We start from the raw sequence: 23,104 nt of genomic DNA on the forward strand, positions 1-23,104 counted from the left end.
CAATTGGGGTGCAGTTCATTTCTCCTTGGCTTTTAAGATAATTCTTTTCGTTAAAACGAAGAAATGCGTTGCTTCGTTTTTGGTACAATAATAAATTTGATCCAAAGTAACCCGATAATCATAATGATAAGGCTATGTAAAAATTGACCTGTAGCAATGAGTATAACAATTGAAAATACAACAAGTTGAATGCTTAGCAATATAAAGATTAAGTGAAGAAATTGATTCATTCGCTTTTCAGTATCAATTGGATATAATGCTACAATAATATTTCCCGAAAAATATTTCCACAGGGAACGGAGCTGCATAGAAATCATATATAGGACGATATATGCGATAGCGCCTTTTACGTATATGTTTGGTATAAAATATAAGGCGAAAGCACCGATCAATCCTAAGCGAATATATATACCGAAATAATCATTTCCACGTAAAAATGCTAATGTATGTAAATAGAAGAAAGTTGCTCGTTTTTTATGTAATAAAGGTTCAATCCAATTTGTAAGCCATTTTCTTTTATTTACTTGTTTATTCAGTTGCGGAACATCTGTGAAAATGCTAGCAAATTGATAAAAACGAACGTTCATTTTTTCTTCTTGCTCGATTATGTAATCCCACGGTATTCGTTTTGTAGGCTGTTTTTTCGTATATAGAAGTAGGAAAGCAAGTAGTAAGAGTAGTCCGCCCAATATGAGAACATTTGCGGAATAAAACAGCATGTAAATGATTAGGGCGTTACAAGTAATACGAATGATTAGCCATATATTTTTTTCGTGACTATCACGCCACATCCAATGTATGTACATGTTCCAGGCTTTCGTAATCATTAACACGATAAAGATTGTACATAAAAAAGGTACAGTTAATTGCAATGATTGCATAGCAAGTGGAACGAGAATAAGGAACGTAAATAATAATGGGAAAAGCTGCATGATGTAATTGTATAGAAGAGATTTTTTAAAATAAGATGTTAATTTCTCTTCTAGTGCTAGTAAATAGACAGCATCAGGTTTTTGAATAAATGTACGGATAGGGCATCTCGTTATAATGAATGTAAGTACAATCGTTATAATTATTAAAGATATTCCTTTAGAAGGAGATGCTTTTAGAAACTGAGCATAATAATATGCACCAACGCATGAAATAAAGATAAAGCTATATAGTAAACCGTTAATCATACGTGCAAAGTATGTAATGATATTTTGAATATGTTGTTGGAAGCGACTGCTCCATAGCGATTCGATTGACATGTTTTTCACCTCTTTGTTCTATTATATATGTTTTACAAAAGAAAAAACGAGCAAATTGCGTTATGCAACTTGCCCGTTTTTCTTTTCGTTATTTTTTTTCTGATCACGATTCATTAATGGATAGAAAGCAAATCCGATTACGAATAAACCAATTCCGAGAAGGAACGTTTTTATATCGGATGCGCCCGTTTTAATAACCCATAGTGCGTAGCAAAGTGCGATAACTGCGACTATGCCATCTGTAATTCTTGCCCGCATTTCATTTTTATATGTTTCACCAGTTGCGACTAGTTTTAACTGGAAGATTGGTGAAACGAGATATGGAATGAGGTAGGCCAGTGTCGATACGGTAATAACGAATGTATAAGCTTCCGCAATGGTTCCTGATAATGTTGAGAATAGGAATACTTGCGACATAATGTTTGTTAATCGTAATGAGTAAATTGGACTTCCTTTTTTATTTGTTTTTGTGAAGAAGGAAGGGAAGAAACCTTCTTTTGCTGCTTGATAAGGTACTTCTGAGCTTAATAAAATCCAGCCTAAGATAGAACCGAACAGGGAAGTAAGAGCAAGTAATGCCATCAGTTTCCCGCCGCCGTGACCCATTGCAGCGTTTAGTGCATCTGCTAATGGACGTTCAGAAGCTTGTAATTTATCAACGTGAAGTACACCCATTGTTAAAATTGTGATTCCTAAGTAGATGGCAACTGTAATAAGTAATCCCGCAACTGTTGCGCGTTTTACCGTTTTTGGAGAAACAGCACGGTTTGATAAAAGAACAGCTGATTCAATTCCGATAAACGCCCAAAGTGTTGTAAGAGCAGCTAAATTCACTTGTGAAAGAAGACCGTGTGATGCCCCTGATTTATCAATCATCGGTGTATACCATTGTCCAAATTTAGAAGCTTCGAATGCAAATAACGTAACGACGATGAATAAAAGGAATCCAGTTACTTTCGTTGTTGTTGCTAAGAAGTTTAGTTTTCCAGCTCCGCTTACACCGTTTGTTAATATAATATGAGTTCCCCAAAGTAAGATGGAACAAATCGTAAATGTAATTAGTTTTCCGACTTCTACGTTAAACGAGCCGATTGAAAATAGTAGTCGCGTATCTTTCATAATTGGGAAGAAGAGTGATAAATATCCCGCAAATGATGTAATGATGGCAACGTTACTTGCCCAGTTTGCAACCCAATATCCCCATACCATACTGAAGCCAGCCATTTTTTTCTTTTTTGGTGTTGAGAATAAAGCATATGCATGACTTTGTGGCCCTGTCGTTAAATCAGGACGACGAATTGCTAAATTACCGAAAACAAGAGCTAGCATTAAAACACCAAACCCTGTAGTTAACCAAGCTAAAGTGACACCGAGTGGGCTTGCTGTTTGTGCCAACGTACTTGGCACCATGAAAATACCAGCGCCAACCATGTTACCGACAACGAAAGCTGTTAGTACCCAAAAGCCCCATTTTTTTTGTTGCATAGAAAATACCTCCAAAGTTAGTATAACCAAGTCAAGCGAGGAGATATGTATGTCTTCCTGAGTCAGGAAGAAAAGTCCCAAACAAAACAAAAAAAGCACGTAATTTGCCGTTACATGCTTTCTATCTTATAAGAAACCCACGACATACCTCTCGATAGCTCTCCACAAACGAAACGTTTGTGACAGTTCTGCACTTATTAAATGCAGACCCAGCAAGCGTGCATGGTGGACACGACTTACTTCGGCAACCATTCCTTTCTCATTCCTTCATCAATGCCACTACATCTCCTGAAATGATACTCTTAATGATTGCAACCTCTACCTCACCGAGATACGAATGAGGATTTAAATATTAAATTAACGTCTTTAAGAGTAACAAATGTATTTTTATACGTCAATGGATATAGTAATAATCAGATTATAGAGAAGAGTTTGTGATTAAAAGTAAGAGGGATTGTTATGTGATATTTGAATTTTCGTAATATAATACATGTTATTAGCGCTAGATGATTGAAAAGGGGATGAAGTAAATGTCTGTATGTCATAAACATTCAGTAATAGGTGTGCTAGATTCGGGAGTTGGAGGATTAACAGTTGCGAGCGAAATTATAAGACAATTGCCTAAAGAAAGCATTTATTATATTGGTGATAATAAGCGTTGCCCGTATGGGCCAAGAAGTGTAGAGGAGGTGCAATCTTTCGTATTTGAAATGGTTGAGTTCCTCAAACAGTTTCCATTAAAAGCGCTAGTCGTAGCATGTAATACTGCTGCAGCTGCTGCATTGACTGCGCTGCAAGAAGCACTTTCCATTCCAGTTATTGGCGTTATACATCCAGGAGCAAGAGCGGCAATTAAAGTGACAAAGAAAGGGGAAATCGGGGTAATTGGAACTGTAGGTACGATAAAATCTAATATGTATGAAAAAGCATTACACGAGCTGGATACATATTTGGAAGTGCATAGCTATGCTTGCCCGACTTTAGCCACAGTTGTAGAAAATCAATTAGAAGATACAGCATATGTCACGCAGCAAGTGAAACAAGCTTTACTTCCATTAACGAAAGAAGATATAGATACGTTAATTCTTGGATGTACGCATTATCCACTTTTAGAGTCCTATATAAAAAAGGAACTAGGAGAAGACATAACGATTATTAGTTCTGCAGAAGAAACAGCGATAGAGTTAAGTACCATTTTACAGCACAAAGGAATTTTGTCTGACAATCTGAATCCGAAGCATCGCTTTTTTACAACGGGATCTGTTTTATCATTTGAACATATCGCTGAGCGATGGCTAGGGTATCAAATTTCTGTAGAATGTGTACATTTGCCTATGAAAAATGCGTGTATACATAATTAAGATTTAGTAAATTACTTTTTTTAATAAATGAGGTTCGTTTCATAAGAAGGAAAGAATAAGCTTTTAATTGAAGTGTTTAAGGGCAGTTCAATTAAAGGGGAGATTGGATTATGGAATTATTAAGATCTCAATTATTTGCTTTAGAGTATATTTCAAAATATGCAGAGAACGAAAAACGTGGGGCTAAAGCAACGATTAATCATATACTTAAAATGTCTAATATTACAGATGAAATATTTGAAGAAGCTGTCGCTAATTTAAAATCTCATGCAAGGATTGCTTTACACTTTCATCCAGACAGACTAGATTCGAATATGAAAAGTGTTGCTGAAGCACTGTTTGAGCAAGGAGTATATAAAAGTCAGTTTGAAACATTGCTATCTAATGGAAGCGTATCTGCTTACCCTGGTGGTGAACGTGACCTTTGGGAAAAAAGAATATTTGGAGGAGCATATCAATTAGAAGGCGTAACAAATAATCAACGGCCAAAATATGGAGCGCTAAATTTAATGTTACATCCAGATGGGCCGGCTCCGCGTTTTGGTTCCTGTTATTTTCTCTTATCTCCAAAAGTTTCTTCGCGCTCTACATATACGTATTTAGATTCGCATCAAGATCCGAAAGAAAAGGGGACTTATGAGGAGTTTGATATGATTTTAGCTGCTCTTTTGGAAGAGACATTTGTAAGAGATTTTGCAATTGGTGAAGGAAATTTGACTCCAACAATATTAATTAATCATTTACTGGCTAACCTGAGAAGGCCGTTTATAGATGTAGTAAGCAAAGAGCCAGCCCGTAATCTTAATCATTATATCGAAGCGCAAATTCATGGAGAGATTTCTCTTAAAGAAGACGTAGAGGTGCTTGTTGCAGATCCTTCATTTAAGGGTACGGATGTAGGAAGAGTTTTAGAAGAAATTTGCCTGAAGTATGCGATTGACTTGTATTGGCACATCGGTTTTGTACTTGCGGTAGACGAAGTTCCGATGGATTTTAGAGGTTCAAAAATGCCATCTTTAGCAAGACGTATTGCACGGAATCATTGCATCGATGCAAATATAATTGGCTCTGCTGTAGTGGATTTGAAACGCAATCCATTATCTTGGAGTGATCGTGGAACTTATGAAGAAGTGCTTCAGGAATTAAAATTATTATGGCATGTTTTAGTTCGATTTGGAAAACCAAATCGGAAGTAGAACGAAATACTCCGTTTTTCGGAAGTATTTATATAGAAAAGAAGCTGATCTAAAAATAGATCAGCTTCTTTTTATAAGATTAAACTAAGTTTAATACAGTTACTTTTTCACGTGTCATAGACTCAAGGCTCTTACGAATACCTTGTGCGCCCATACCTGAACCTTTTACACCGATGAATGGGAAGTGGTCAGGGCCGCGCTCTGTGCGTCCGTTAATTTGTACAGAACCAGTTTCGATTTTGTTAGCAATTGCAAATGCTTTGTTAATGTCTTTAGTGAAGACACTTGCTTGCAGACCGAACTCTGATTTGTTAGCAATTTCAATTGCTTGTTCATCTGAAGAAACACGGATGATTGGAAGGATTGGGCCGAATGGCTCTTCCCAAGCAACTTTCATCTCTTCTGTTACGTGATCGATTAATGTTGGGTAAATTAAGTTACGCTCACGTTTGTTACCGATAACGATTGTAGCACCTTTTTCTACAGCGTCGTCAACTAAACCTTGAACGAAGTCAGCAGACTTGTCGTCGATTAATGGAACGATTGTGCTGTCTTGTTCTGGAGATCCAACTGATAGTTCAGCTACTTGCGCTTTTAATAAGCTAACAAGCTCGTCCGCTACGTTTTCGTGTACAAGTACACGTTTAATAGCTGTACAACGTTGACCAGAGTAAGAGAATGCACCGCTTACGATATGGTTTGCAGCATCTTGTAAGTCAGCATCTTCACGAACGATACCAGGATCTTTACCACCAAGTTCTAATACAAGTGGAATCATTGAAGCTTTTTTCGCTAAATGTTTACCTGTGTTTGTACCACCTGTGAACGATACCATATTGATGCCTTCGTGCTCTACTAAGTAGTCACCAATTACAGAACCGCGTCCTGTAGCTACGTTTACAAGACCTTTTGGAAGGCCAGCTTTGTGAAGTGCTTCAACCATTTTAATACCACTAATTGCACCTTGAGTTGCTGGTTTGAAAATAACAGCGTTACCCATAATTAATGCTGGTGCAAGTTTTGCAGCAGATAAGTTTACTGGGTAGTTAAATGGTGCGATTGCTAATACAACACCAAGTGGTGCGCGTTGGATAATCGCAAGCTTAGATTTTGTACCGCCCGGGAAGCTATCGCCCATCATGCTTTCTCCGTGCATATGTAAAGCTTCTTCGATCGTGTAACGAATGAAGTCAGCTGTACGAACAACTTCTTTCTTCGCATCTTTATATCCTTTACCGACTTCTTTCATAATGATATCGGCAATTTCATCCTGCATATTTACGAGCTCATCAGCCCATTTATATAAGTATTTTGCGCGATCCTGTAGGGAAGCTTCGGCCCATGATTTTTGAGCTTCTTTTGCAGATGCAATTGCTTCATCTACTTCTCCGCGAGTAATTGCTTGTACTTGTCCAATTACTTCGTATAAGTATGGAGATGGAATTTCGATTGTTTCTCCTGAAGAGCTTTCTCTCCATTCTCCGTTTAAATAAAATTTGTACGTATTGCTAGTTGTCATGATTAGTCCTCCTAAAATAGCAACTTGTAAGAGTGAGTATAAGGTGATTGTAGGGGGTTTGATAACATTTTTCAAATGAAATGTTTGTGAAAACGATTTCTTATTCTTTTTTTATTTTGTATGCCCTTTCTTACAGAACATTCCCTTATTTCAAAATGGTGTATCATATATTTTTATTTAAAGTGTGAAAAAATAATTGACAGAATACTCAATAAAGTTGTAAGATTATAAATGGAAAATAAATGAAAGGGGTGTGCGTAATGATTGTAATCGTAAATGTAATGGGCTTAGCTCTGTTAAATGGCAGAAAACATTCATATCATTACGCAACCCGTACGGATATATAGGGCATCTTTGTCTTATAAGAAGCGTACGTTGCGTATATCGTAACGTACGCTTTTATGCATTCCTGTGCATATCGTCAAGCGGCGGTATGCTTTTTTTTGTTTATTTTCCCTTGTTTAGTTCCGATAAAAAACTTTGGAAGGTGGAAAAATGTGATGAGATTGTATGGGTTACGAAATGTAAATGTGATAGGTCTGGATAGTGGATAAAGAAATGAGAGGTAAACGAGAACGAGAAGGGAGAGGTTACATTGTTATCAGTATTACTAAAGCTAAAATGGTTTTTTAGGGAGCACTGGAAGAGATATAGTATTGCCATTGGAGCTCTTTTAATTGTGAATATAGTTGAAGTGATTCCCCCGAAAGTGTTAGGGGTTACGATAGATAACATAAAAACAGGAACGTTATCGAACGAAGCTATTATACAGTCTATTCTTATTTTAATAGGGGTTACGATCGTTGGATATGGCCTCACTTTCGTATGGCAACATCAATTGTTTGGCGGTGCATTCGTACTTGAGAAAACGATGCGCTCTAAATTTATGGGGCATTTACTTAAGATGACGCCGACTTTTTATCAAAAAAATCGTACTGGTGATTTAATGGCGAGAGCGACAAATGATTTGAAAGCAATCGCTATGACAGCTGGTTTTGGTATATTAACGCTTGTGGATTCTAGTTTATATATGCTTACGATTGTCTTTATGATGGGATTTACAATTAGTTGGGAGCTTACATTTGCAGCGCTTATTCCGCTTCCAATTATGGCGTATGCGATGAATATATATGGAAAGAAATTGCATGAAAGATTTACCGTTGCGCAAGATGCGTTTGGTGATATGAACGATAAAGTGCTTGAATCAATCGCTGGTGTGCGTGTTATTCGTGCATATGTACAAGAGAATGCAGACGAGGAAAGATTTCATCATTTAGGAGATGACGTCTACGAAAAAAATATGAAGGTAGCAAAGATTGATGCATTATTCCAACCAACTGTGAAAATGCTTGTCGGTCTTAGTTATTTAATCGGCTTAGTGTACGGTGCATACCTTGTGTTCCAGTCAAAGGTGACGCTTGGTGAACTCGTTTCTTTTAACGTGTATTTAGGGATGATGATTTGGCCGATGTTTGCAATTGGGGAACTAATTAATGTTATGCAAAGAGGAAATGCTTCGCTTGACCGTGTGAATGAAACGTTAGCGTATGAGCCAGATGTAAAGAATCCGAAACATCCAAAGCTTGTGCAAGAGCCGGATTATATTCAGTTTGATGATGTGTCTTTCTCATATCCTTCATCAACTGAAGAAAATTTAAAAAAGGTTTCTTTCACATTAAAGCAAGGAGAAACGCTAGGGGTTGTCGGAAAAACAGGAAGCGGGAAAACGACGCTTGTACGTCAGCTTCTTCGCCAATATCCGCTTGGAGATGGAGATATTGCAGTTTCTGATGTGACATTAGATAAAATGACGAATGAAAATGTACTCGGCTGGATTGGTTATGTACCGCAGGAGCATATTTTGTTCTCAAAAACAGCGCGAGAAAATATTTTATTCGGAAATAGGGAAGCGACTGAAGAAGAACTAGAGAAAGCAATTGAAATTGCTGCGTTTAAAAAGGATTTAGAGTTTTTACCAGAAGGGTTAGAAACGCTCGTTGGAGAGAAAGGTGTTTCTTTATCAGGAGGGCAAAAACAAAGGATCTCGATTGCACGAGCTGTTATTCAAAATCCAGAAATTTTAATTTTGGATGATTCTTTATCAGCTGTAGATGCTCGTACGGAAGCAGCGATCATTGAAAATATAAGAACGGAAAGAAGTGGAAAGACGACGATTATTACGACGCATCGTTTATCTGCAGTGCAACATGCGGATTGGATTCTCGTTATGGATGAAGGCGCAGTTATAGAAGAAGGTACGCATGCTCAGCTTATCCAGAGCGGAGGCTGGTATGCTGAACAGTTTGAAAGACAACAAGGTGAAAGTGAAAGTGCGGATAGTGGGGTGAAAATATGAGCGTTTCAAAACGATTGTTTCAATACGCGATGAAAGTGAAAGGGACGATTTTTGCTGCGATGTTAATGTTATTTATTTTCGTCATCGCAGAGCTTGCTGGTCCTTTCGTTGCTAAAACGATGATTGATGATCATATCGTCGGGATAGAGAAACCTTGGTATGAAACAGAACAGAGTGAAGAAGCTGTTTCGTATAATGGCGCTTTTTATAAGCGAAGTGATCGCTTTGAACAAGGCGAGACAAAAGGTAAAGAAGTACGTGTGATGCAAGTCGGTTTTCAATATTATTTTGTACCGAATAAAGTAAATGCGGAAGGGTCACGGACTGTAAAAGGGGATATGATTACCGTTCAAAATGGTAAGGCGGTGCAAGTGTATAAAGCGAAAGCATTAACGAAAGAAGAAGTGTTTGCGTTTTATAAACCAGAAATAAACCGTCTATTATTACTTGGTGGTGGCTATTTCGCTTTATTAGTAGTCGTGTCATTATTTGCATACGGAAAGCAGTTCTTCTTGCAAAAGGCAGCGAACAAAATTATTCAAATTATGAGGGAAGATGTTTTTTCTCATATTCAAACGTTGCCAATTCGGTACTTTGATCATTTACCGGCGGGGAAAATTGTTTCGCGTGTGACGAATGATACAGAGGCCATTCGTGATTTATATGTAACGGTGCTGGCAACATTCGTTTCTAGTATCATCTATATTATTGGGATATTCGCTGCGTTATTTTTATTAGATGTGAAGCTCGCTTCATTATGTTTATTAATTATCCCAATTTTAATTGTTTGGGCGATTCTTTATAGAAAATACGCGTCTGTATACAATCATAAAATGCGCTCTCGCTTATCTGATATTAACGGAACAGTGAATGAATCCATTCAAGGGATGCCAATTATTCAAGCGTTCCGTCAAGAGCGTGAAACGAAAAAAGAATTTGAAGAATTAAATGGCGATTATTTTAAGTATCAAAATAAAATTTTAAATTTAAATGCAGCAACTTCGCATAACTTAGTAGCCGTATTAAGAAATATCGCTTTCACAGGAGTAATTTGGTATTTCGGCGGTGCGTCATTAAGTGCTACAGGTATTATTTCACTTGGGGTACTGTATGCGTTCGTCGATTATTTAACACGATTATTCTCGCCAATTACGAATATGGTGAACCAGCTTGCAAACTTAGAGCAAGCGCGCGTTGCATCAGAACGTGTCTTTGAATTGTTAGAGGAAAAAGGGGAAGTGGTAGAAGAAGAACGTATGCCTCGTTTAAAAGGAAATGTAAAATTTGATAATGTATCATTTTCTTATAATGGAAAAGATGAAGTGTTAAAAAATATTTCTTTTGAAGCGAAACAAGGCGAGACAGTGGCACTTGTTGGTCATACTGGATCAGGAAAAAGTTCTATCATGAATGTACTCTTTCAATTTTATGAGTTTGAAAAAGGAAAGCTTACGATTGATGGTCACGATGTAAAAGAGATGCCGAAACAAGCAACCCGTGAACATATGGGGATCGTACTGCAAGACCCGTTTCTTTTTAGCGGGACGGTCGCTTCCAATGTAAGCTTAGAAAATGAAAAAATTTCAAAAGAGCGCATTGTAAAGGCGTTACGTGATGTTGGTGCTGAAAGATTTGCGAACAATATAAATGAAGAAATTACAGAAAAGGGAAGTACGCTTTCCACTGGAGAACGTCAGCTTATTTCGTTTGCTAGGGCGCTCGCTTTTGATCCGGCTATTTTAATTTTAGATGAAGCAACGTCTAGTATTGATACAGAAACAGAGGCGATGATTCAACAAGCACTAGAAGTTGTAAAAAAAGGAAGAACGACATTTATTATCGCTCACCGCCTTTCAACGATTAAAAGCGCAGATCAAATTATTGTGCTCGATAGAGGAACCATTTTAGAAAAAGGCTCTCATGATGAACTCATGAAAAAGCGCGGGCGTTATTACGATATGTATAAAACGCAAATGGAAGGCAATCAGAGTGCTTAATATGCATGGAGGAGAACTTGTGATTTTCACAAGTTCTTTTTTATTGATGAACATGTCGACTCTTTAGCGAATTACGACAGTTAAATAAGAAGTATTGTTTTACCTTTTTCTCCATAAATGCTATATTAAAAAATGTTACTTATTTTTTGTATGTAGCGTTATTTTTCCCTTTTGTTTGATTATGAAGAAAAAGGATAAACTAAATAAGAACATTTTCATTGAAAAATTGTTCAAGATTGCATACAATCAATATAGTTTTTAAATTCCTATCAGAATACTTGGAGGATTACTATCATGAAGAAATTATTTTCAGTGCTTGCAGTAACTACATTAGCGATCGGGATTGTAGCCGGCTGCGGTAAAGAAGAGAAAAAAGATACAGCTAGTCAAGACGCGTTACAAAAGATTAAACAAAGCGGTGAACTTGTAATTGGTACAGAAGGTACATATCCACCATTTACGTTCCACGATTCAAGCAATAAATTAACTGGATTCGATGTTGAATTAGCAGAAGAAGTTGCAAAACGTTTAGGTGTAAAACCTGTATTTAAAGAAACACAATGGGATAGCTTACTTGCTGGCCTAGATGCAAAACGTTTCGATATGGTTGCAAACGAAGTTGGTATTCGTGAAGATCGTCAAAAGAAATACGATTTCTCTAAACCATATATTTCATCTTCAGCGGCATTAGTTATCGCAAAAGATAAAGATAAGCCTGCTACATTTGCTGATGTAAAAGGGTTAAAAGGAGCACAATCTTTAACGAGTAACTATGCAGATATTGCTAAGAAAAACGGTGCAGAAATCGAAGGTGTAGAAGGATTTAGCCAAGCGGCAGAATTATTAGCTTCAGGACGCGTTGATTTTACAATTAATGATAAGTTATCAGTATTAAATTATTTAGAAACGAAAAAAGATGCAAAAATTAAAATTGTAGATACAGAAAAAGAAGCTTCACAAAGTGGATTCTTATTCCGTAAAGGTAGCGATAAGCTTGTACAAGAAGTAGATAAAGCGTTAGAAGATATGAAAAAAGACGGTACGTATGACAAAATAACGAAAAAATGGTTCGGTGAAAATGTATCTAAGTAGTGCATTAGTTTCAGATCGATTGTCTACTTGGATAGATATTATGCAGTCTTCCTTCATGCCTATGCTGAAGGAAGCTGTTTTTACAACAATTCCATTAACGCTTATTACATTTATTATCGGTCTTATACTTGCGACGTTAACAGCGCTCGCACGTATTTCAGGTAGTCGTATTTTACAATGGATTGCTCGTATCTATGTATCTATCATTCGCGGAACGCCACTTCTTGTACAGTTATTTATTATTTTCTATGGTCTTCCAACTCTTAATATTGAAGTTGAGCCATATACAGCAGCAGTTGTTGGATTTTCATTAAATGTCGGTGCATATGCATCTGAAATTATTCGTGCTTCTATCCTTTCCATTCCGAAAGGGCAGTGGGAAGCAGCTTATACAATTGGGATGACATATCCACAAGCATTAAAACGTGTTATTTTACCACAAGCAACGCGCGTATCAATCCCGCCGCTTTCGAATACATTTATTAGCTTAGTGAAGGATACTTCATTAGCATCGTTAATTTTAGTAACAGAAATGTTCCGAAAAGCGCAGGAAATTGCGGCGATGAACTACGAGTTTTTAATTGTTTATTTTGAAGCAGGTCTTATTTATTGGGTTATTTGTTTCTTATTATCAATCGTACAACAGATGTTAGAAAAGCGTTCAGAACGCTACACATTAAAATAATCCTTTTACAAAAGGAGTTTTTGTTTTTATGATTTCAATTCAGCACTTACAAAAAAGTTTCGGAGATAATACCGTACTAAAGCATATAGATTTAACAGTTGAGAAGGGCGAGGTTGTTGTTATTATTGGGCCGTCTGGATCTGGTAAAACGACATTCTTACGTTGTCTCAATGTATTAGAAACGCCAAACGCTGGTAATATTCGTATCGGTAATAAAGAGCTTAACTTCTCTCAAAAAGTAACGAAGAAAGATATTGTTAATCTTCGTACGCAAACAGGTATGGTATTCCAGCACCATAATTTATTCCCGCATTTAACAGCACTTCAAAATGTAATGGAAGGGCTCGTTACAGTGAAAAAGATGGGGAAAGAAGAAGCGAAGAAAAAAGCAAACTATTTCCTTGAAAAAGTTGGTTTAGCAGATAAAGTGGATTTGTATCCGTTCCAATTATCAGGCGGACAACAACAGCGCGTTGGAATTGCGCGCGCACTTGCGATGGAGCCGGAAGTGTTACTATTTGATGAGCCGACGTCAGCGCTTGATCCTGAACTCGTTCAAGAAGTTCTGAAAGTAATGAAAGAACTTGCTAAAGAGGGCATGACGATGGTTATTGTAACGCACGAAATGCGTTTTGCACATCAAATTGCGAACCGTGTTATTTTCATGGATGGTGGTGTCGTTGTCGAACAAGGTACACCAGAAGAAGTATTTACAAATCCAAAAGAAGAACGCACGAAGAAGTTTTTACAAATGTTGCAATAAATTAAGGAAGGTCTCAAGGCATATGCCTTGAGACCTTTTTGCCATATATATTTATTTGTGGAATCCGCCAAGGCTTTGCTCAGCCATTGCAACTAGACGTTTTGTGATTTCTCCACCAACTGAACCGTTAGCGCGAGCCGTAGAATCTGCTCCTAATTGTACACCAAATTCTTGAGCGATTTCGTACTTCATTTGATCGATTGCAGCTGTTGCACCTGGTACTACTAATTGATTTGAAGAATTTTGGTTTGCCATAGGAATATATCCTCCTTAGAGTTATAAAAGTTTTTTTGGTTGGACTAGCTGGAGTTGAACCAGATTATCGCCCCGGTTGGCGCTAATCCATCGGTAATTAAGTTTGTACTCATAGTATGGATGTTACCTAGAAAGATATACAAAATAATAATTTGTAAATTTTGTCAAAAAAACGTATTGATTTCGTAAATTATGAAATAAGAGTAATCGTTGTATTTTTAAGAAAACAGGCCAAACTAAGGAGGATATTAAATATAATTTTTTCATTGTAGCCTGCTACTTGTAGGCTAATTATTAGCTTCTTATTTATGATTTATTGAAATAAAAATGAAATCGGTAGCAACTTCATAGTTCTATTTTTAAGTAGGGATGGAGTGGGCGCTCCTATGTCTGGATAGGTTGCTCTCTTCACTCTAAAAAAGAGAGGCTTATAAACGATAACGTATGGAGGAATCATGATGGGAATTTGCCCGCTTTGCAACGCATTAGAATCACAAACATATTCTTGTCAAAATTGCCAAAGTATACTCCAAGATTATGGGAAGTCTGTAGATTACATAGACGATTATAGTGCCTATATGGATCAAGAATTATTAAGTGCAGTAGATGGTTTAACGCATAATAATTCAAATGAATATTGCAATCATATTTTTTATTGCAGAGTATGTAACGTGGAAACTGAGGTTGTAGTAAAACTTGTGTAAATAGAAAACTTCCACCTTATTATCTAGGTGGAAGTTTTTGTTTTTGTATTTGTGAGTGAATCATAGGAGAAGGGATATGTTCGGTGTTTGATGAAGCCCCTGATTTTATTTGAGACATTTTTTCTTTTGTATCACGTAAAGAATGTTCAGTTAAGTAGACGGCATATTCGTAAAATAACTGGCGCGTCAGTTCACTTTGCTCTTTTAATTTTTTATCTTGGAATACAGTTCGCCCAGGTTTAGAGTTGGCTTCAAAGAGCCACGGATTTTCCTTTGTGTCTAAACCGATATCAAAACCGATTTCTCCAATATTTCCAGTTACTTGTTCATTGAGCGCGTAACTTATTTGTAAGGCAGTATGTTTTAATTTATTTTCAATTTGAACTTGTTTCGTTGAATCTGGAAAAAGCTCTTGTAATAATTTTGTATCACCGCCACTATTTACGTGCGTTGTTAAACTGCCTTTGCCGGCGATTTTGGCGACGATTGCACTAACTATCCAATTACCGAAATGGTTTTTATTTGTATGAATGCGGAAATCAACAGGTTTCCCATCGAAGCGAAGTAACGAAATACCTTGCTGTACGATAAACTTTTTTAAATCATGTCCTTTTAATACATGGTTTAGAAGCGTTTCTAATGATTGATACTTTCTCAGTTTATTTTCTTCATTTTCGCGATAACGACAGTAGTAGCAATTCTCTGTTTGAGAATAAAATATTTGATGAATATTTCTACCAAAGCTCCCGTGTATTGGTTTCATGTACACTGATTTATACGTGCCAAGAAACCGTTCTACTTGTTCAAAATGCTGAAATGCTTCTGTATTTGGTAATAAGGGTTTAATTGATTCGTCTTTCGTAAGAAGTTGATGAACTTCCCATTTATTGAAAAAACCTGGGTTAAACCATGGAATGCAGTAGTCTTGTTCTAATTTTCTTTTTGCCCTGACAATTGGTTTATAATTTTCCGCTTGCCGATTCGGTAAGCGATCGTAAATGACATTTGGTAAAGGGACTTTTTTCTTTATCCATTGTTTCTCTTGAAAGAAATATCCTTCAATCGTTTCTTCTTCCCAGTGTATATGTTGAACGCCAAAGACGAATACGAACGGTCGTAATGAGAATGGTGGTGTTAACAACTCACTCAGAGCAATTGAACGATTTCCTAAAGGGTTAGAAGAATCATCATTAAAGCCAGTTGTAAAAATGCCGATTAATGGTCCGAAAATAATTGTTTGGTTTTGTGTAAATGCATGAATAGTAGTTGATTGAGGCAGTAAAAGTTTTTCGGCAATATGCTTTCCGATAATAATTTCGCGAGTAAAGGAATAATGAATTTTCACCTCTTCACTTGCAATATGACGTATGCCGAAGGAGAGAGATGTAATAGGCGGTGTAATAGAAAAAACGTAAGGTAAAGTAATGCTATTTGGATGGTCATCTGAAATATTTAATGTATATATATGCTCTTTCAAAATAGGTTTACCTCCTTTCATTATGGTGTAAAGCGACTGAATTTAAGTGGTCCGTGAAATATCTTTTCAGCTAATGAATCACTATGACGAATGTATTGTTCGTAAGGAGGAATCGTGTTGACATACATAAGCCAAATTGCGCCTTTTTGATCCATAATTGTGGAAAGTTCTAGTTCGAATAATGAAGAATAAGACTGATCTAGTGTTTGGAATACTTCATTTATAATGTCGTGTAAAGCGTCTTGCAATAGTTGCACACCTGTACTAGATAGTACGTATTTAATTTTTGAAAATGAATGCAATGAATCATCGTCTGTTGCTGAGGGTAAAAGTTGATTAGGAAATGAACTTTTTTGTATAAATTGACCGATAATATTCCAAGTTTGTTCTTTGTTTTTTTGCAAAATGGTTCGAATGTGGAGTGGGTATGTTAATTGATTTGGTGGTTGTAGCATGGTATGCACTATGTAGCGTGATGAACGTATGTTAGATTTACACCAAGATATGAATTCATCTGTCCGCTTGATTGGAAGAGAAGTATGGTATTTTTCATTTACTGTATCGATATGAAACGTTTTATTTTTGTAAGCGACTCGATATAAGTTATCTTTAGAATGTATATTAGTGGGGCGTATAATAATATCTTTAGTTTTTAACAACAGTTTGAAAATGTTTTGTATCGTTGCCACTTCAAATTTGGGTATATAAGGAGACAGTTTTTTATTAGTGAGAAATAAATCATGTAGTTCACTTAAGTTAATAAGTGTGTTATTTAAAAAGGTAGTGGAAGGACGGTTGTGCAAAGAGTGAATAATTGATTTTGCTTTTTCAAAGTCTGTTTCCTCGTGAAAAGAATAACGATCATATATATAAGAAGGAATAGGGAATGTTTGCTCTTTCCATTTTCCTGTATCTGTATCGTAAATAAGACCAGAAACAAGGTCTGTTTTAGAATCAATACAAAATGGCGTAAACTGGGCAACGACATTATGATAAAGCCGAGCGCGTTTAGCGATTTCGGTGTAATACGTTTGCTCATAATGAAGTTTAGAAGTTAAAAGGCCGAGAACCAACGAAATCACTCCTTTACTACTATTTGCATAATAGGCGAAGCTATATATTGCAAATACGTTTTTATACCATTATACTTTTGTCCGTATGATGATATGCTATAGTTTTGGAGAAGTGAAAGGTTGATTGTAATGAATATATGGTTAAATATGTTAACGACGACAGGGCTCGGAGCAATTATTGGGGGATACACGAATCATTTAGCGATAAAAATGTTATTTCGTCCTCATCGTCCTATTTATATCGGAAAGTTTCAAGTTCCATTTACACCAGGGTTAATTCCGAAGCGTCGTGATGAACTTGCTGTTCAATTAGGAAAAATGGTTGTAGAACATTTGTTAACACCAGAAGGAATCGGAAAAAAGCTAACAAATGAAGAGTTTCAAAAAGGTTTAATCCACTGGGCGCAAGTGGAAGTGGATAAAGTAATTACGAATGAACAATCACTGCGATATATGTTAGAAAAATGGAATGTAGCGCATGTAGAAGAAGAAGCGACTCGAAAAATCGAATATGTGATTACAGAAAAAATTCATGCATTTTTAGCAGAGTATTATACATATACATGGGAACAGGCTTTACCTCATTCTGTACATGAAAAGATAGAGAATGCGATTCCGAATGCCTCGGCGTTTATTTTAGAGCGAGGAATTAGCTTTTTTGAAAGTGAAGAAGGGAAAGCGCGTCTTTCAAAAATGATTGATGATTTCTTTGCTTCTCGTGGAACGCTACTTAACTTAGTTGGGATGTTTTTAGGAAATGTAAGTGTTGTGGATCGTGTGCAGCCAGAAGTTATTAAGTTTTTAGGGCAAGATGCTACAAAGCAGCTTTTAACTGACGTACTACAAAAAGAGTGGGAAAAGTTAAAAGGAAGAGATGTAAAAGAATTAGAAGCATTTGTGGAGAAAGAAATGATTGTAAGCTCCGTGCTGTCAGCAGTTAAAGTAGAGGAAACAGTGAGTAAGTTTTTAAATCAATCTGTTCAGCAAGTATGTGAACCAGTTCGAGAAACAATTATTGAAAAAGTGGTTCCAAGTGCAGTAGCGAAAGGCTTAAAGTGGGGAACAGAAAATGTAGAGAGTATACTAAATAATCTACACCTTGCGGAAATTGTCCAGCAAGAAGTGTCTACATTCTCAACAGAAAGATTAGAAGACTTAGTTCTGTCTATTACGAAAAACGAATTGAAAATGATTACGTATTTAGGAGCGTTATTAGGCGGAATGATCGGGCTCGTACAAGGATTGTTACTATTGTTTCTTAGATAATAAGGTGAGTACATAGAAATAAAAGTGAAATTTCTTCACATCTCTTGCATAGTTTGATATGGTAAGAAGAGGTGCGTATGTAAATGCACGTAAAAGGCAGTGCGAGTGAAAAGCGCTAGCCTTCTAAAGGAGGAAAAATAAAATGACAAAGAACATTCATGATGTTGCATATGAATTACAAAAAGCAATCGCTGAAAACGAAGACTTCAAAACTTTAAAAGAGAGCTACGCAGCAGTTCAAGCTGACACAGCTTCAAAGAACTTATTCGATGAGTTTCGTACAATGCAACTTAGCCTACAACAGAAAATGATGCAAGGCCAAGAAATCACTGAAGAAGACAACCAACAAGCACAAGAAGTTGTAGCTCGTATTCAACAAGATGCTAAAATTACAAAATTAATGGAAACTGAGCAACGCCTAAACGTTGTAATCGGTGACGTTAACAAAATTATCATGAAGCCACTTGAAGAATTATATAGCGCGCAACAACAAGCGTAATGAGAGAAGACGCTCCTAGTATAGGGGCGTCTTTTTCAGTGACAATAAAGGTGTTTAATTTTAGTATAAGAAATGTAATAGCCACCTATTAAAATTAACTTGTAGGTGGTTTTAAATTTATTTAAAACTAAATTTAATTGTTGTAGCCTTTAATTTATAAAAATAATAAAGTTGGTTAATTTTTCTTCAACTAATGCCGCTTATTGAAAAAAAGTAGCTTGCTCCATTTACTAAATTTTTATCCTGTTTTACATAGCTTAATCTGCCTCAACATCTTTTTCAACTAAATTTTGAACAAATCTTAATAGATAACCATCAGGATCCATAATTAAAAATTCTTTTTGTCCCTTTAATTTAGTATCAGCTCTATACCAATTCTCTTGAATATCAAATTTAATTGGATACTCGTTCTTTTTCAAACTATCATATAGTGAATCGATATCATTTATGATAATTTGAAAATTGATTCCTCTTCCGTAGGGATAAGATAACTCCCCAGTACTCCAATGACCATTTACTTCTTCAATCATAATCTGGCAGTCATTTAAAGACAGTAAAGCAAACTTATCCTCTGGTCTTTGATATTCAATTTTAAACAGGAGAATTTCCGAATAGAAATTTAAACTTTCCTCCATATCTGAAACTGATAGCTCTGGTATTAATGCATTGAGTTTGTGCAAAAATGCTGCCCCCTTTGCTTAAGTTATTGATTATTATAACACTCACTATAAATTCTTCTTCCATTAAACTACTTCGTTAGCCCTATAAGAAGTAAACAAGTTTATTATCTCTACACACGTCTTTTTTGTTTGTTATTTTTTGAAATACTCCGTTTTAATGTTTTTCTCCTTCAAAAACTCTTCAATTTCTTTTTGCTTCCTACCATTAACTTTCTCAAAGCGCTTTGTAAAAGAGAAATCAGTTTTGAATAAGTTACCATCTTGAGCGAATTTTTCTATTTCCTGATCTAATTCTACTGAAAGTGCTGTAGATGCTGAAATATAATTATGAATTTCCTTCGAAGGCTGTTTGTAATCAGCAGGAATCGTATTGTTACTAATAAAATGATGGAAGTTCGCATCGTTTTGTTGAGCTAAATCTATTAGTTTTTGTAATTTATCCCGGTCGGACTCAGTAACCTTCTCGTCAGACATGGCTGACGAAAGTGGAACGATGTTTTCGTATAACTCTCCGCTATAATCTAAATAAGTTTTTATATTTTGCTTCATTTCGTCTTCATTAATAGTTTCATTTTTCTTTGAGGAACTAAATATATTTTCTGGAACTTTAATAGCAACATCTTTAATAGATTGTACATCGTTTTCTTCCTTAGGTTGTGCACTGTTTGAACAAGCTGATAGAAATAAAATTGTAAGTAACGTGAGTAGGTATAAAATATACTTTTTCATATTAATCTCCTTTTACATTGATTAGTATCTTTGTAAAATAGCTAAATTCCATTTTAAATACTTAACTAAAAGTGAGTATATATGTTTTATCATTTGATAAGATATGACGGATATTAGTAAGCCGATGCAAAAAGCTATAAATACATTATAAACATCGGAATAACTGATTTGATGAAACCCTTTAAAGAATCCTAATCCTATTAATAAGATAGGTGAAATAATTAATAATGGTGTAGCAATTATAAGTGCTAGAAGAAGTGGTAATAGAAAGAGTAATACGAAAAAGGCGATAATGATACATATAAAGTTTAAAACACTTAAGCTCATAACAGAAAACAGTGCTGTCATAATATTTTTTAGGCTGCGCCTATTGTCAGCGTTACTTATTACATATGAAATATTAAGTTCTTTAGCGATAGTTTTAGGGTTTCCTAGCTTTTTAGAAATTTCCTCTTCAGATATTCCATCTTGTTTACCACTAATAAAATGAGTTTCGTACTCCGAGATAATATCCTCCTTTTCTAAATTAGGCATATTCCGTAGGGAAGAACTAAGTTGCTTTAAAAATTCACTTTTGTTCATAACAATCACTTTCCTTTATAAAATGATGAATTATGGCTGAAAATCCTATCTTTTTTCTAAACAGCACACACAATCTATATCTACTTTTTGAAAGGAGATATACTAATCGTGAATGGAATTCCAAATAATGGTTATTCCATTATTTACAAATATATCACTTGCTATTATTCTTTGCAAGGTACTATAAATTTGTTAATAATGTGAATAGGTGGAAGTATTTTTGTACATTTTTAGAAGAGATATAAAAATGTTATTTTAAGATAAACAAAAGGTTGTAAGCGCATTCTTTAAATCTTGTCAAAATAATGTCGAATTCATATTGTTGGAAAAATAATGCATTTGTAATATAATGATAAATGATACTTCACCACATTAATTAACTAGGTGAAATTAAAATCTTTATTACACACATTATGAAATAAAGGGATGATTAGTTTTGAGTACAGGTGTAAAAGCAAACGACGTGAAGACAAAAACAAAGGGAGCAGATCTTGTTGTTGATTGTTTAATTAAACAAGGTGTTACACATGTTTTCGGTATTCCAGGAGCAAAGATTGACTCTGTATTTGATGTATTGCAAGAAAGAGGACCAGAGTTAATTGTTTGTCGTCATGAACAAAATGCAGCATTTATGGCAGCTGCTATTGGTAGATTAACAGGGAAACCGGGCGTATGTCTTGTAACTTCAGGACCAGGGACATCAAATTTAGCGACAGGTCTTGTTACTGCGAATGCGGAGAGTGATCCCGTTGTTGCTTTAGCTGGTGCAGTACCGCGTACGGATCGATTAAAACGTACGCATCAATCTATGGATAATGCTGCACTATTCGAACCAATCACAAAATATAGCGTAGAAGTAGAGCATCCTGATAATGTGCCAGAAGCACTTAGTAATGCATTTCGAAGTGCGACTTCCACAAATCCGGGAGCTACTTTAGTAAGTCTTCCGCAAGACGTTATGACTGCGGAAACAACTGTAGAGTCTATCGGTGCGCTTTCTAAGCCACAACTTGGAATCGCTCCCACAAATGATATTACATATGTAGTAGACAAAATAAAATCAGCGAAATTACCAGTTATTTTACTCGGTATGAGAGCGAGCACAAATGAAGTGACGAAAGCTGTTCGTAAATTAATTGCGGATACAGAACTTCCTGTCGTTGAAACATATCAAGCAGCTGGTGCGATTTCACGTGAGTTAGAAGATCATTTCTTCGGCCGCGTTGGATTATTCCGTAACCAACCAGGTGATATTTTACTAGAAGAAGCAGACCTTGTGATTTCTATCGGTTATGATCCAATCGAGTATGATCCAAAGTTCTGGAATAAACTTGGCGACAGAACGATTATTCATCTTGACGACCATCAAGCAGATATCGACCATGATTACCAACCAGAGCGTGAATTAATTGGTGATATCGCTTTAACGGTAAATAGCATCGCAGAGAAATTACCGAAACTTGTATTAAGTACGAAATCAGAAGCAGTGTTAGAACGATTACGCGCGAAATTATCAGAACAAGCAGAAGTTCCAAATCGTCCTTCAGAAGGTGTTACGCATCCACTTCAAGTGATTCGTACACTTCGTTCTTTAATTAGTGACGATACAACTGTTACATGTGACATCGGTTCCCATTCTATTTGGATGGCGAGATGTTTCCGTTCTTATGAACCACGTAGATTATTATTTAGTAACGGCATGCAAACGTTAGGTGTTGCACTTCCTTGGGCAATCGCAGCTACTTTAGTAGAACCAGGTAAAAAAGTAGTTTCCGTATCAGGTGACGGTGGTTTCTTATTCTCAGCGATGGAGTTAGAAACGGCGGTACGTTTAAATTCTCCAATCGTCCATCTTGTTTGGAGAGACGGCACATATGATATGGTTGCATTCCAACAAATGATGAAATACGGCAGAACATCAGCTACAGAGTTTGGCGATGTTGATCTTGTGAAATATGCGGAAAGTTTCGGGGCGTTAGGTCTTCGTGTTAACACGCCTGATGAATTAGAAGGTGTGTTAAAATCCGCGCTAGCAGCAGATGGTCCTGTCATTATTGATATTCCAATTGACTATCGTGACAACATTAAATTAAGCGAAAAATTATTACCAAACCAATTAAACTAATGGAGGCAGA

At 36.1% G+C, this 23,104-nt stretch carries 20 protein-coding genes and 1 riboswitch; of the genes, 11 read left to right on the plus strand and 9 right to left on the minus strand.

The features are described 5' to 3' along the window. Positions 1-50 precede the first annotated feature (50 nt). Positions 51-1,250, minus strand: a complete 1,200-nt coding sequence (locus DN401_RS22605; RefSeq protein ID WP_071740647.1) for an ABC transporter permease — start codon at positions 1,248-1,250, stop codon at positions 51-53. Between the two features lie 60 nt (positions 1,251-1,310). Then, positions 1,311-2,735 (minus strand): amino acid permease, encoded by a 1,425-nt coding sequence (locus DN401_RS22610; protein WP_001186301.1) that lies wholly within the window; start codon positions 2,733-2,735, stop codon positions 1,311-1,313. A 147-nt stretch (positions 2,736-2,882) separates the two neighbouring features. Further along, positions 2,883-3,064, minus strand: a riboswitch (Lysine riboswitch). A 201-nt stretch (positions 3,065-3,265) separates the two neighbouring features. On the opposite strand from DN401_RS22610, the gene racE reads away from it, so the two are divergent. Continuing rightward, entirely contained in the window at positions 3,266-4,096 is an 831-nt protein-coding gene (gene racE / locus DN401_RS22615; RefSeq protein WP_049108257.1) for a glutamate racemase, read from the plus strand. A 110-nt stretch (positions 4,097-4,206) separates the two neighbouring features. Beyond that, a complete protein-coding gene (locus DN401_RS22620) occupies positions 4,207-5,292 on the plus strand; it encodes a DUF3626 domain-containing protein (RefSeq protein ID WP_016121956.1) in 1,086 nt (361 codons plus the stop codon). A gap of 79 nt (positions 5,293-5,371) precedes the next feature. Here DN401_RS22620 and gapN read toward each other — a convergent pair whose 3' ends face one another. Beyond that, positions 5,372-6,811, minus strand: a complete 1,440-nt coding sequence (gapN, locus tag DN401_RS22625; protein WP_049108259.1) for an NADP-dependent glyceraldehyde-3-phosphate dehydrogenase — start codon at positions 6,809-6,811, stop codon at positions 5,372-5,374. A gap of 595 nt (positions 6,812-7,406) precedes the next feature. On the opposite strand from gapN, the gene DN401_RS22640 reads away from it, so the two are divergent. The 5 genes from DN401_RS22640 (at position 7,407) to DN401_RS22665 (ending at position 13,704) form a co-directional block, all read left to right on the plus strand. After that, positions 7,407-9,167, plus strand: a complete 1,761-nt coding sequence (locus DN401_RS22640) for an ABC transporter ATP-binding protein (RefSeq protein WP_000953782.1) — start codon at positions 7,407-7,409, stop codon at positions 9,165-9,167. Continuing rightward, positions 9,164-11,164, plus strand: coding sequence for an ABC transporter ATP-binding protein (locus DN401_RS22645; RefSeq protein ID WP_049108260.1), 2,001 nt, complete (start codon positions 9,164-9,166; stop codon positions 11,162-11,164). Before DN401_RS22640 ends, DN401_RS22645 begins: the two co-directional genes overlap by 4 nt. A 294-nt stretch (positions 11,165-11,458) precedes the next feature. Continuing rightward, positions 11,459-12,256: an amino acid ABC transporter substrate-binding protein gene (locus tag DN401_RS22655; RefSeq protein ID WP_000732840.1), complete on the plus strand. Its 798-nt coding sequence runs from the start codon at positions 11,459-11,461 to the stop codon at positions 12,254-12,256. Continuing rightward, positions 12,243-12,941, plus strand: a complete 699-nt coding sequence (locus tag DN401_RS22660) for an amino acid ABC transporter permease (protein ID WP_000281497.1) — start codon at positions 12,243-12,245, stop codon at positions 12,939-12,941. Before DN401_RS22655 ends, DN401_RS22660 begins: the two co-directional genes overlap by 14 nt. A 28-nt stretch (positions 12,942-12,969) precedes the next feature. Continuing rightward, a complete protein-coding gene (locus DN401_RS22665) occupies positions 12,970-13,704 on the plus strand; it encodes an amino acid ABC transporter ATP-binding protein (protein ID WP_000623610.1) in 735 nt (244 codons plus the stop codon). 51 nt (positions 13,705-13,755) lie between these two features. On the opposite strand, the gene sasP is transcribed toward DN401_RS22665, so the two are convergent. Continuing rightward, positions 13,756-13,959 (minus strand): small acid-soluble spore protein, SasP family, encoded by a 204-nt coding sequence (sasP, locus tag DN401_RS22670; RefSeq protein ID WP_000013338.1) that lies wholly within the window; start codon positions 13,957-13,959, stop codon positions 13,756-13,758. Between the two features lie 458 nt (positions 13,960-14,417). Between sasP and DN401_RS22675 the strand changes: the two genes are divergently transcribed. Then, entirely contained in the window at positions 14,418-14,663 is a 246-nt protein-coding gene (locus tag DN401_RS22675) for a hypothetical protein (protein WP_000510476.1), read from the plus strand. 19 nt (positions 14,664-14,682) lie between these two features. Here the strand turns inward: DN401_RS22675 and DN401_RS22680 are convergent, their stop codons facing one another. Together DN401_RS22680 and DN401_RS22685 are read right to left on the minus strand one after the other, a co-directional pair. After that, positions 14,683-16,140, minus strand: coding sequence for a YheC/YheD family endospore coat-associated protein (locus DN401_RS22680; RefSeq protein WP_149287939.1), 1,458 nt, complete (start codon positions 16,138-16,140; stop codon positions 14,683-14,685). Between the two features lie 20 nt (positions 16,141-16,160). After that, positions 16,161-17,213: a YheC/YheD family endospore coat-associated protein gene (locus DN401_RS22685; protein ID WP_000242827.1), complete on the minus strand. Its 1,053-nt coding sequence runs from the start codon at positions 17,211-17,213 to the stop codon at positions 16,161-16,163. Between the two features lie 129 nt (positions 17,214-17,342). Here DN401_RS22685 and DN401_RS22690 point away from each other — a divergent pair, with 129 nt between their 5' ends. Then, positions 17,343-18,479 (plus strand): DUF445 domain-containing protein, encoded by a 1,137-nt coding sequence (locus DN401_RS22690; protein ID WP_025709955.1) that lies wholly within the window; start codon positions 17,343-17,345, stop codon positions 18,477-18,479. Positions 18,480-18,621: 142 nt separating this feature from the next. Then, entirely contained in the window at positions 18,622-18,978 is a 357-nt protein-coding gene (locus DN401_RS22695; protein ID WP_000164614.1) for a YlbF/YmcA family competence regulator, read from the plus strand. Between the two features lie 257 nt (positions 18,979-19,235). Here DN401_RS22695 and DN401_RS22700 read toward each other — a convergent pair whose 3' ends face one another. From DN401_RS22700 to DN401_RS22710, 3 genes are all read right to left on the minus strand, one after another. Further along, on the minus strand, positions 19,236-19,658 hold the full coding sequence (locus tag DN401_RS22700; protein WP_000549334.1) for a bleomycin resistance protein: 423 nt from the start codon (positions 19,656-19,658) through the stop codon (positions 19,236-19,238). Between the two features lie 132 nt (positions 19,659-19,790). After that, positions 19,791-20,387 carry an NDxxF motif lipoprotein gene (locus DN401_RS22705; protein WP_098272745.1) on the minus strand — a complete coding sequence of 199 codons (597 nt, stop codon included), beginning with the start codon at positions 20,385-20,387 and terminating at the stop codon, positions 19,791-19,793. A 21-nt stretch (positions 20,388-20,408) separates the two neighbouring features. Beyond that, positions 20,409-20,969 carry an HAAS signaling domain-containing protein gene (locus DN401_RS22710; protein ID WP_149149349.1) on the minus strand — a complete coding sequence of 187 codons (561 nt, stop codon included), beginning with the start codon at positions 20,967-20,969 and terminating at the stop codon, positions 20,409-20,411. 436 nt (positions 20,970-21,405) lie between these two features. On the opposite strand from DN401_RS22710, the gene alsS reads away from it, so the two are divergent. Further along, positions 21,406-23,094, plus strand: a complete 1,689-nt coding sequence (alsS, locus tag DN401_RS22715) for an acetolactate synthase AlsS (protein WP_025709959.1) — start codon at positions 21,406-21,408, stop codon at positions 23,092-23,094. The last annotated feature ends 10 nt before the right edge of the window (positions 23,095-23,104 follow it).

It is taken from the genome of Bacillus sp. BF2-3 (assembly GCF_008368795.1).
In the GTDB taxonomy this organism is placed as follows: domain Bacteria; phylum Bacillota; class Bacilli; order Bacillales; family Bacillaceae_G; genus Bacillus_A; species Bacillus_A cereus.

Excerpts from the sequence above, each read along its gene's own strand:
- DN401_RS22695 (WP_000164614.1), top strand. The coding sequence starts at position 18,622 with ATGACAAAGAACATTCATGATGTTGCATATGAATTACAAAAAGCAATC.
- DN401_RS22690 (WP_025709955.1), top strand. The coding sequence starts at position 17,343 with ATGAATATATGGTTAAATATGTTAACGACGACAGGGCTCGGAGCAATT.
- sasP (WP_000013338.1), bottom strand. The coding sequence starts at position 13,959 with ATGGCAAACCAAAATTCTTCAAATCAATTAGTAGTACCAGGTGCAACA.
- DN401_RS22605 (WP_071740647.1), bottom strand. The coding sequence starts at position 1,250 with ATGTCAATCGAATCGCTATGGAGCAGTCGCTTCCAACAACATATTCAA.
- DN401_RS22660 (WP_000281497.1), top strand. The coding sequence starts at position 12,243 with ATGTATCTAAGTAGTGCATTAGTTTCAGATCGATTGTCTACTTGGATA.
- DN401_RS22705 (WP_098272745.1), bottom strand. The coding sequence starts at position 20,387 with ATGAAAAAGTATATTTTATACCTACTCACGTTACTTACAATTTTATTT.
- DN401_RS22620 (WP_016121956.1), top strand. The coding sequence starts at position 4,207 with ATGGAATTATTAAGATCTCAATTATTTGCTTTAGAGTATATTTCAAAA.
- DN401_RS22655 (WP_000732840.1), top strand. The coding sequence starts at position 11,459 with ATGAAGAAATTATTTTCAGTGCTTGCAGTAACTACATTAGCGATCGGG.
- DN401_RS22710 (WP_149149349.1), bottom strand. The coding sequence starts at position 20,969 with ATGAACAAAAGTGAATTTTTAAAGCAACTTAGTTCTTCCCTACGGAAT.
- DN401_RS22610 (WP_001186301.1), bottom strand. The coding sequence starts at position 2,735 with ATGCAACAAAAAAAATGGGGCTTTTGGGTACTAACAGCTTTCGTTGTC.
- DN401_RS22665 (WP_000623610.1), top strand. The coding sequence starts at position 12,970 with ATGATTTCAATTCAGCACTTACAAAAAAGTTTCGGAGATAATACCGTA.
- racE (WP_049108257.1), top strand. The coding sequence starts at position 3,266 with ATGTCTGTATGTCATAAACATTCAGTAATAGGTGTGCTAGATTCGGGA.
- DN401_RS22645 (WP_049108260.1), top strand. The coding sequence starts at position 9,164 with ATGAGCGTTTCAAAACGATTGTTTCAATACGCGATGAAAGTGAAAGGG.
- DN401_RS22675 (WP_000510476.1), top strand. The coding sequence starts at position 14,418 with ATGGGAATTTGCCCGCTTTGCAACGCATTAGAATCACAAACATATTCT.
- gapN (WP_049108259.1), bottom strand. The coding sequence starts at position 6,811 with ATGACAACTAGCAATACGTACAAATTTTATTTAAACGGAGAATGGAGA.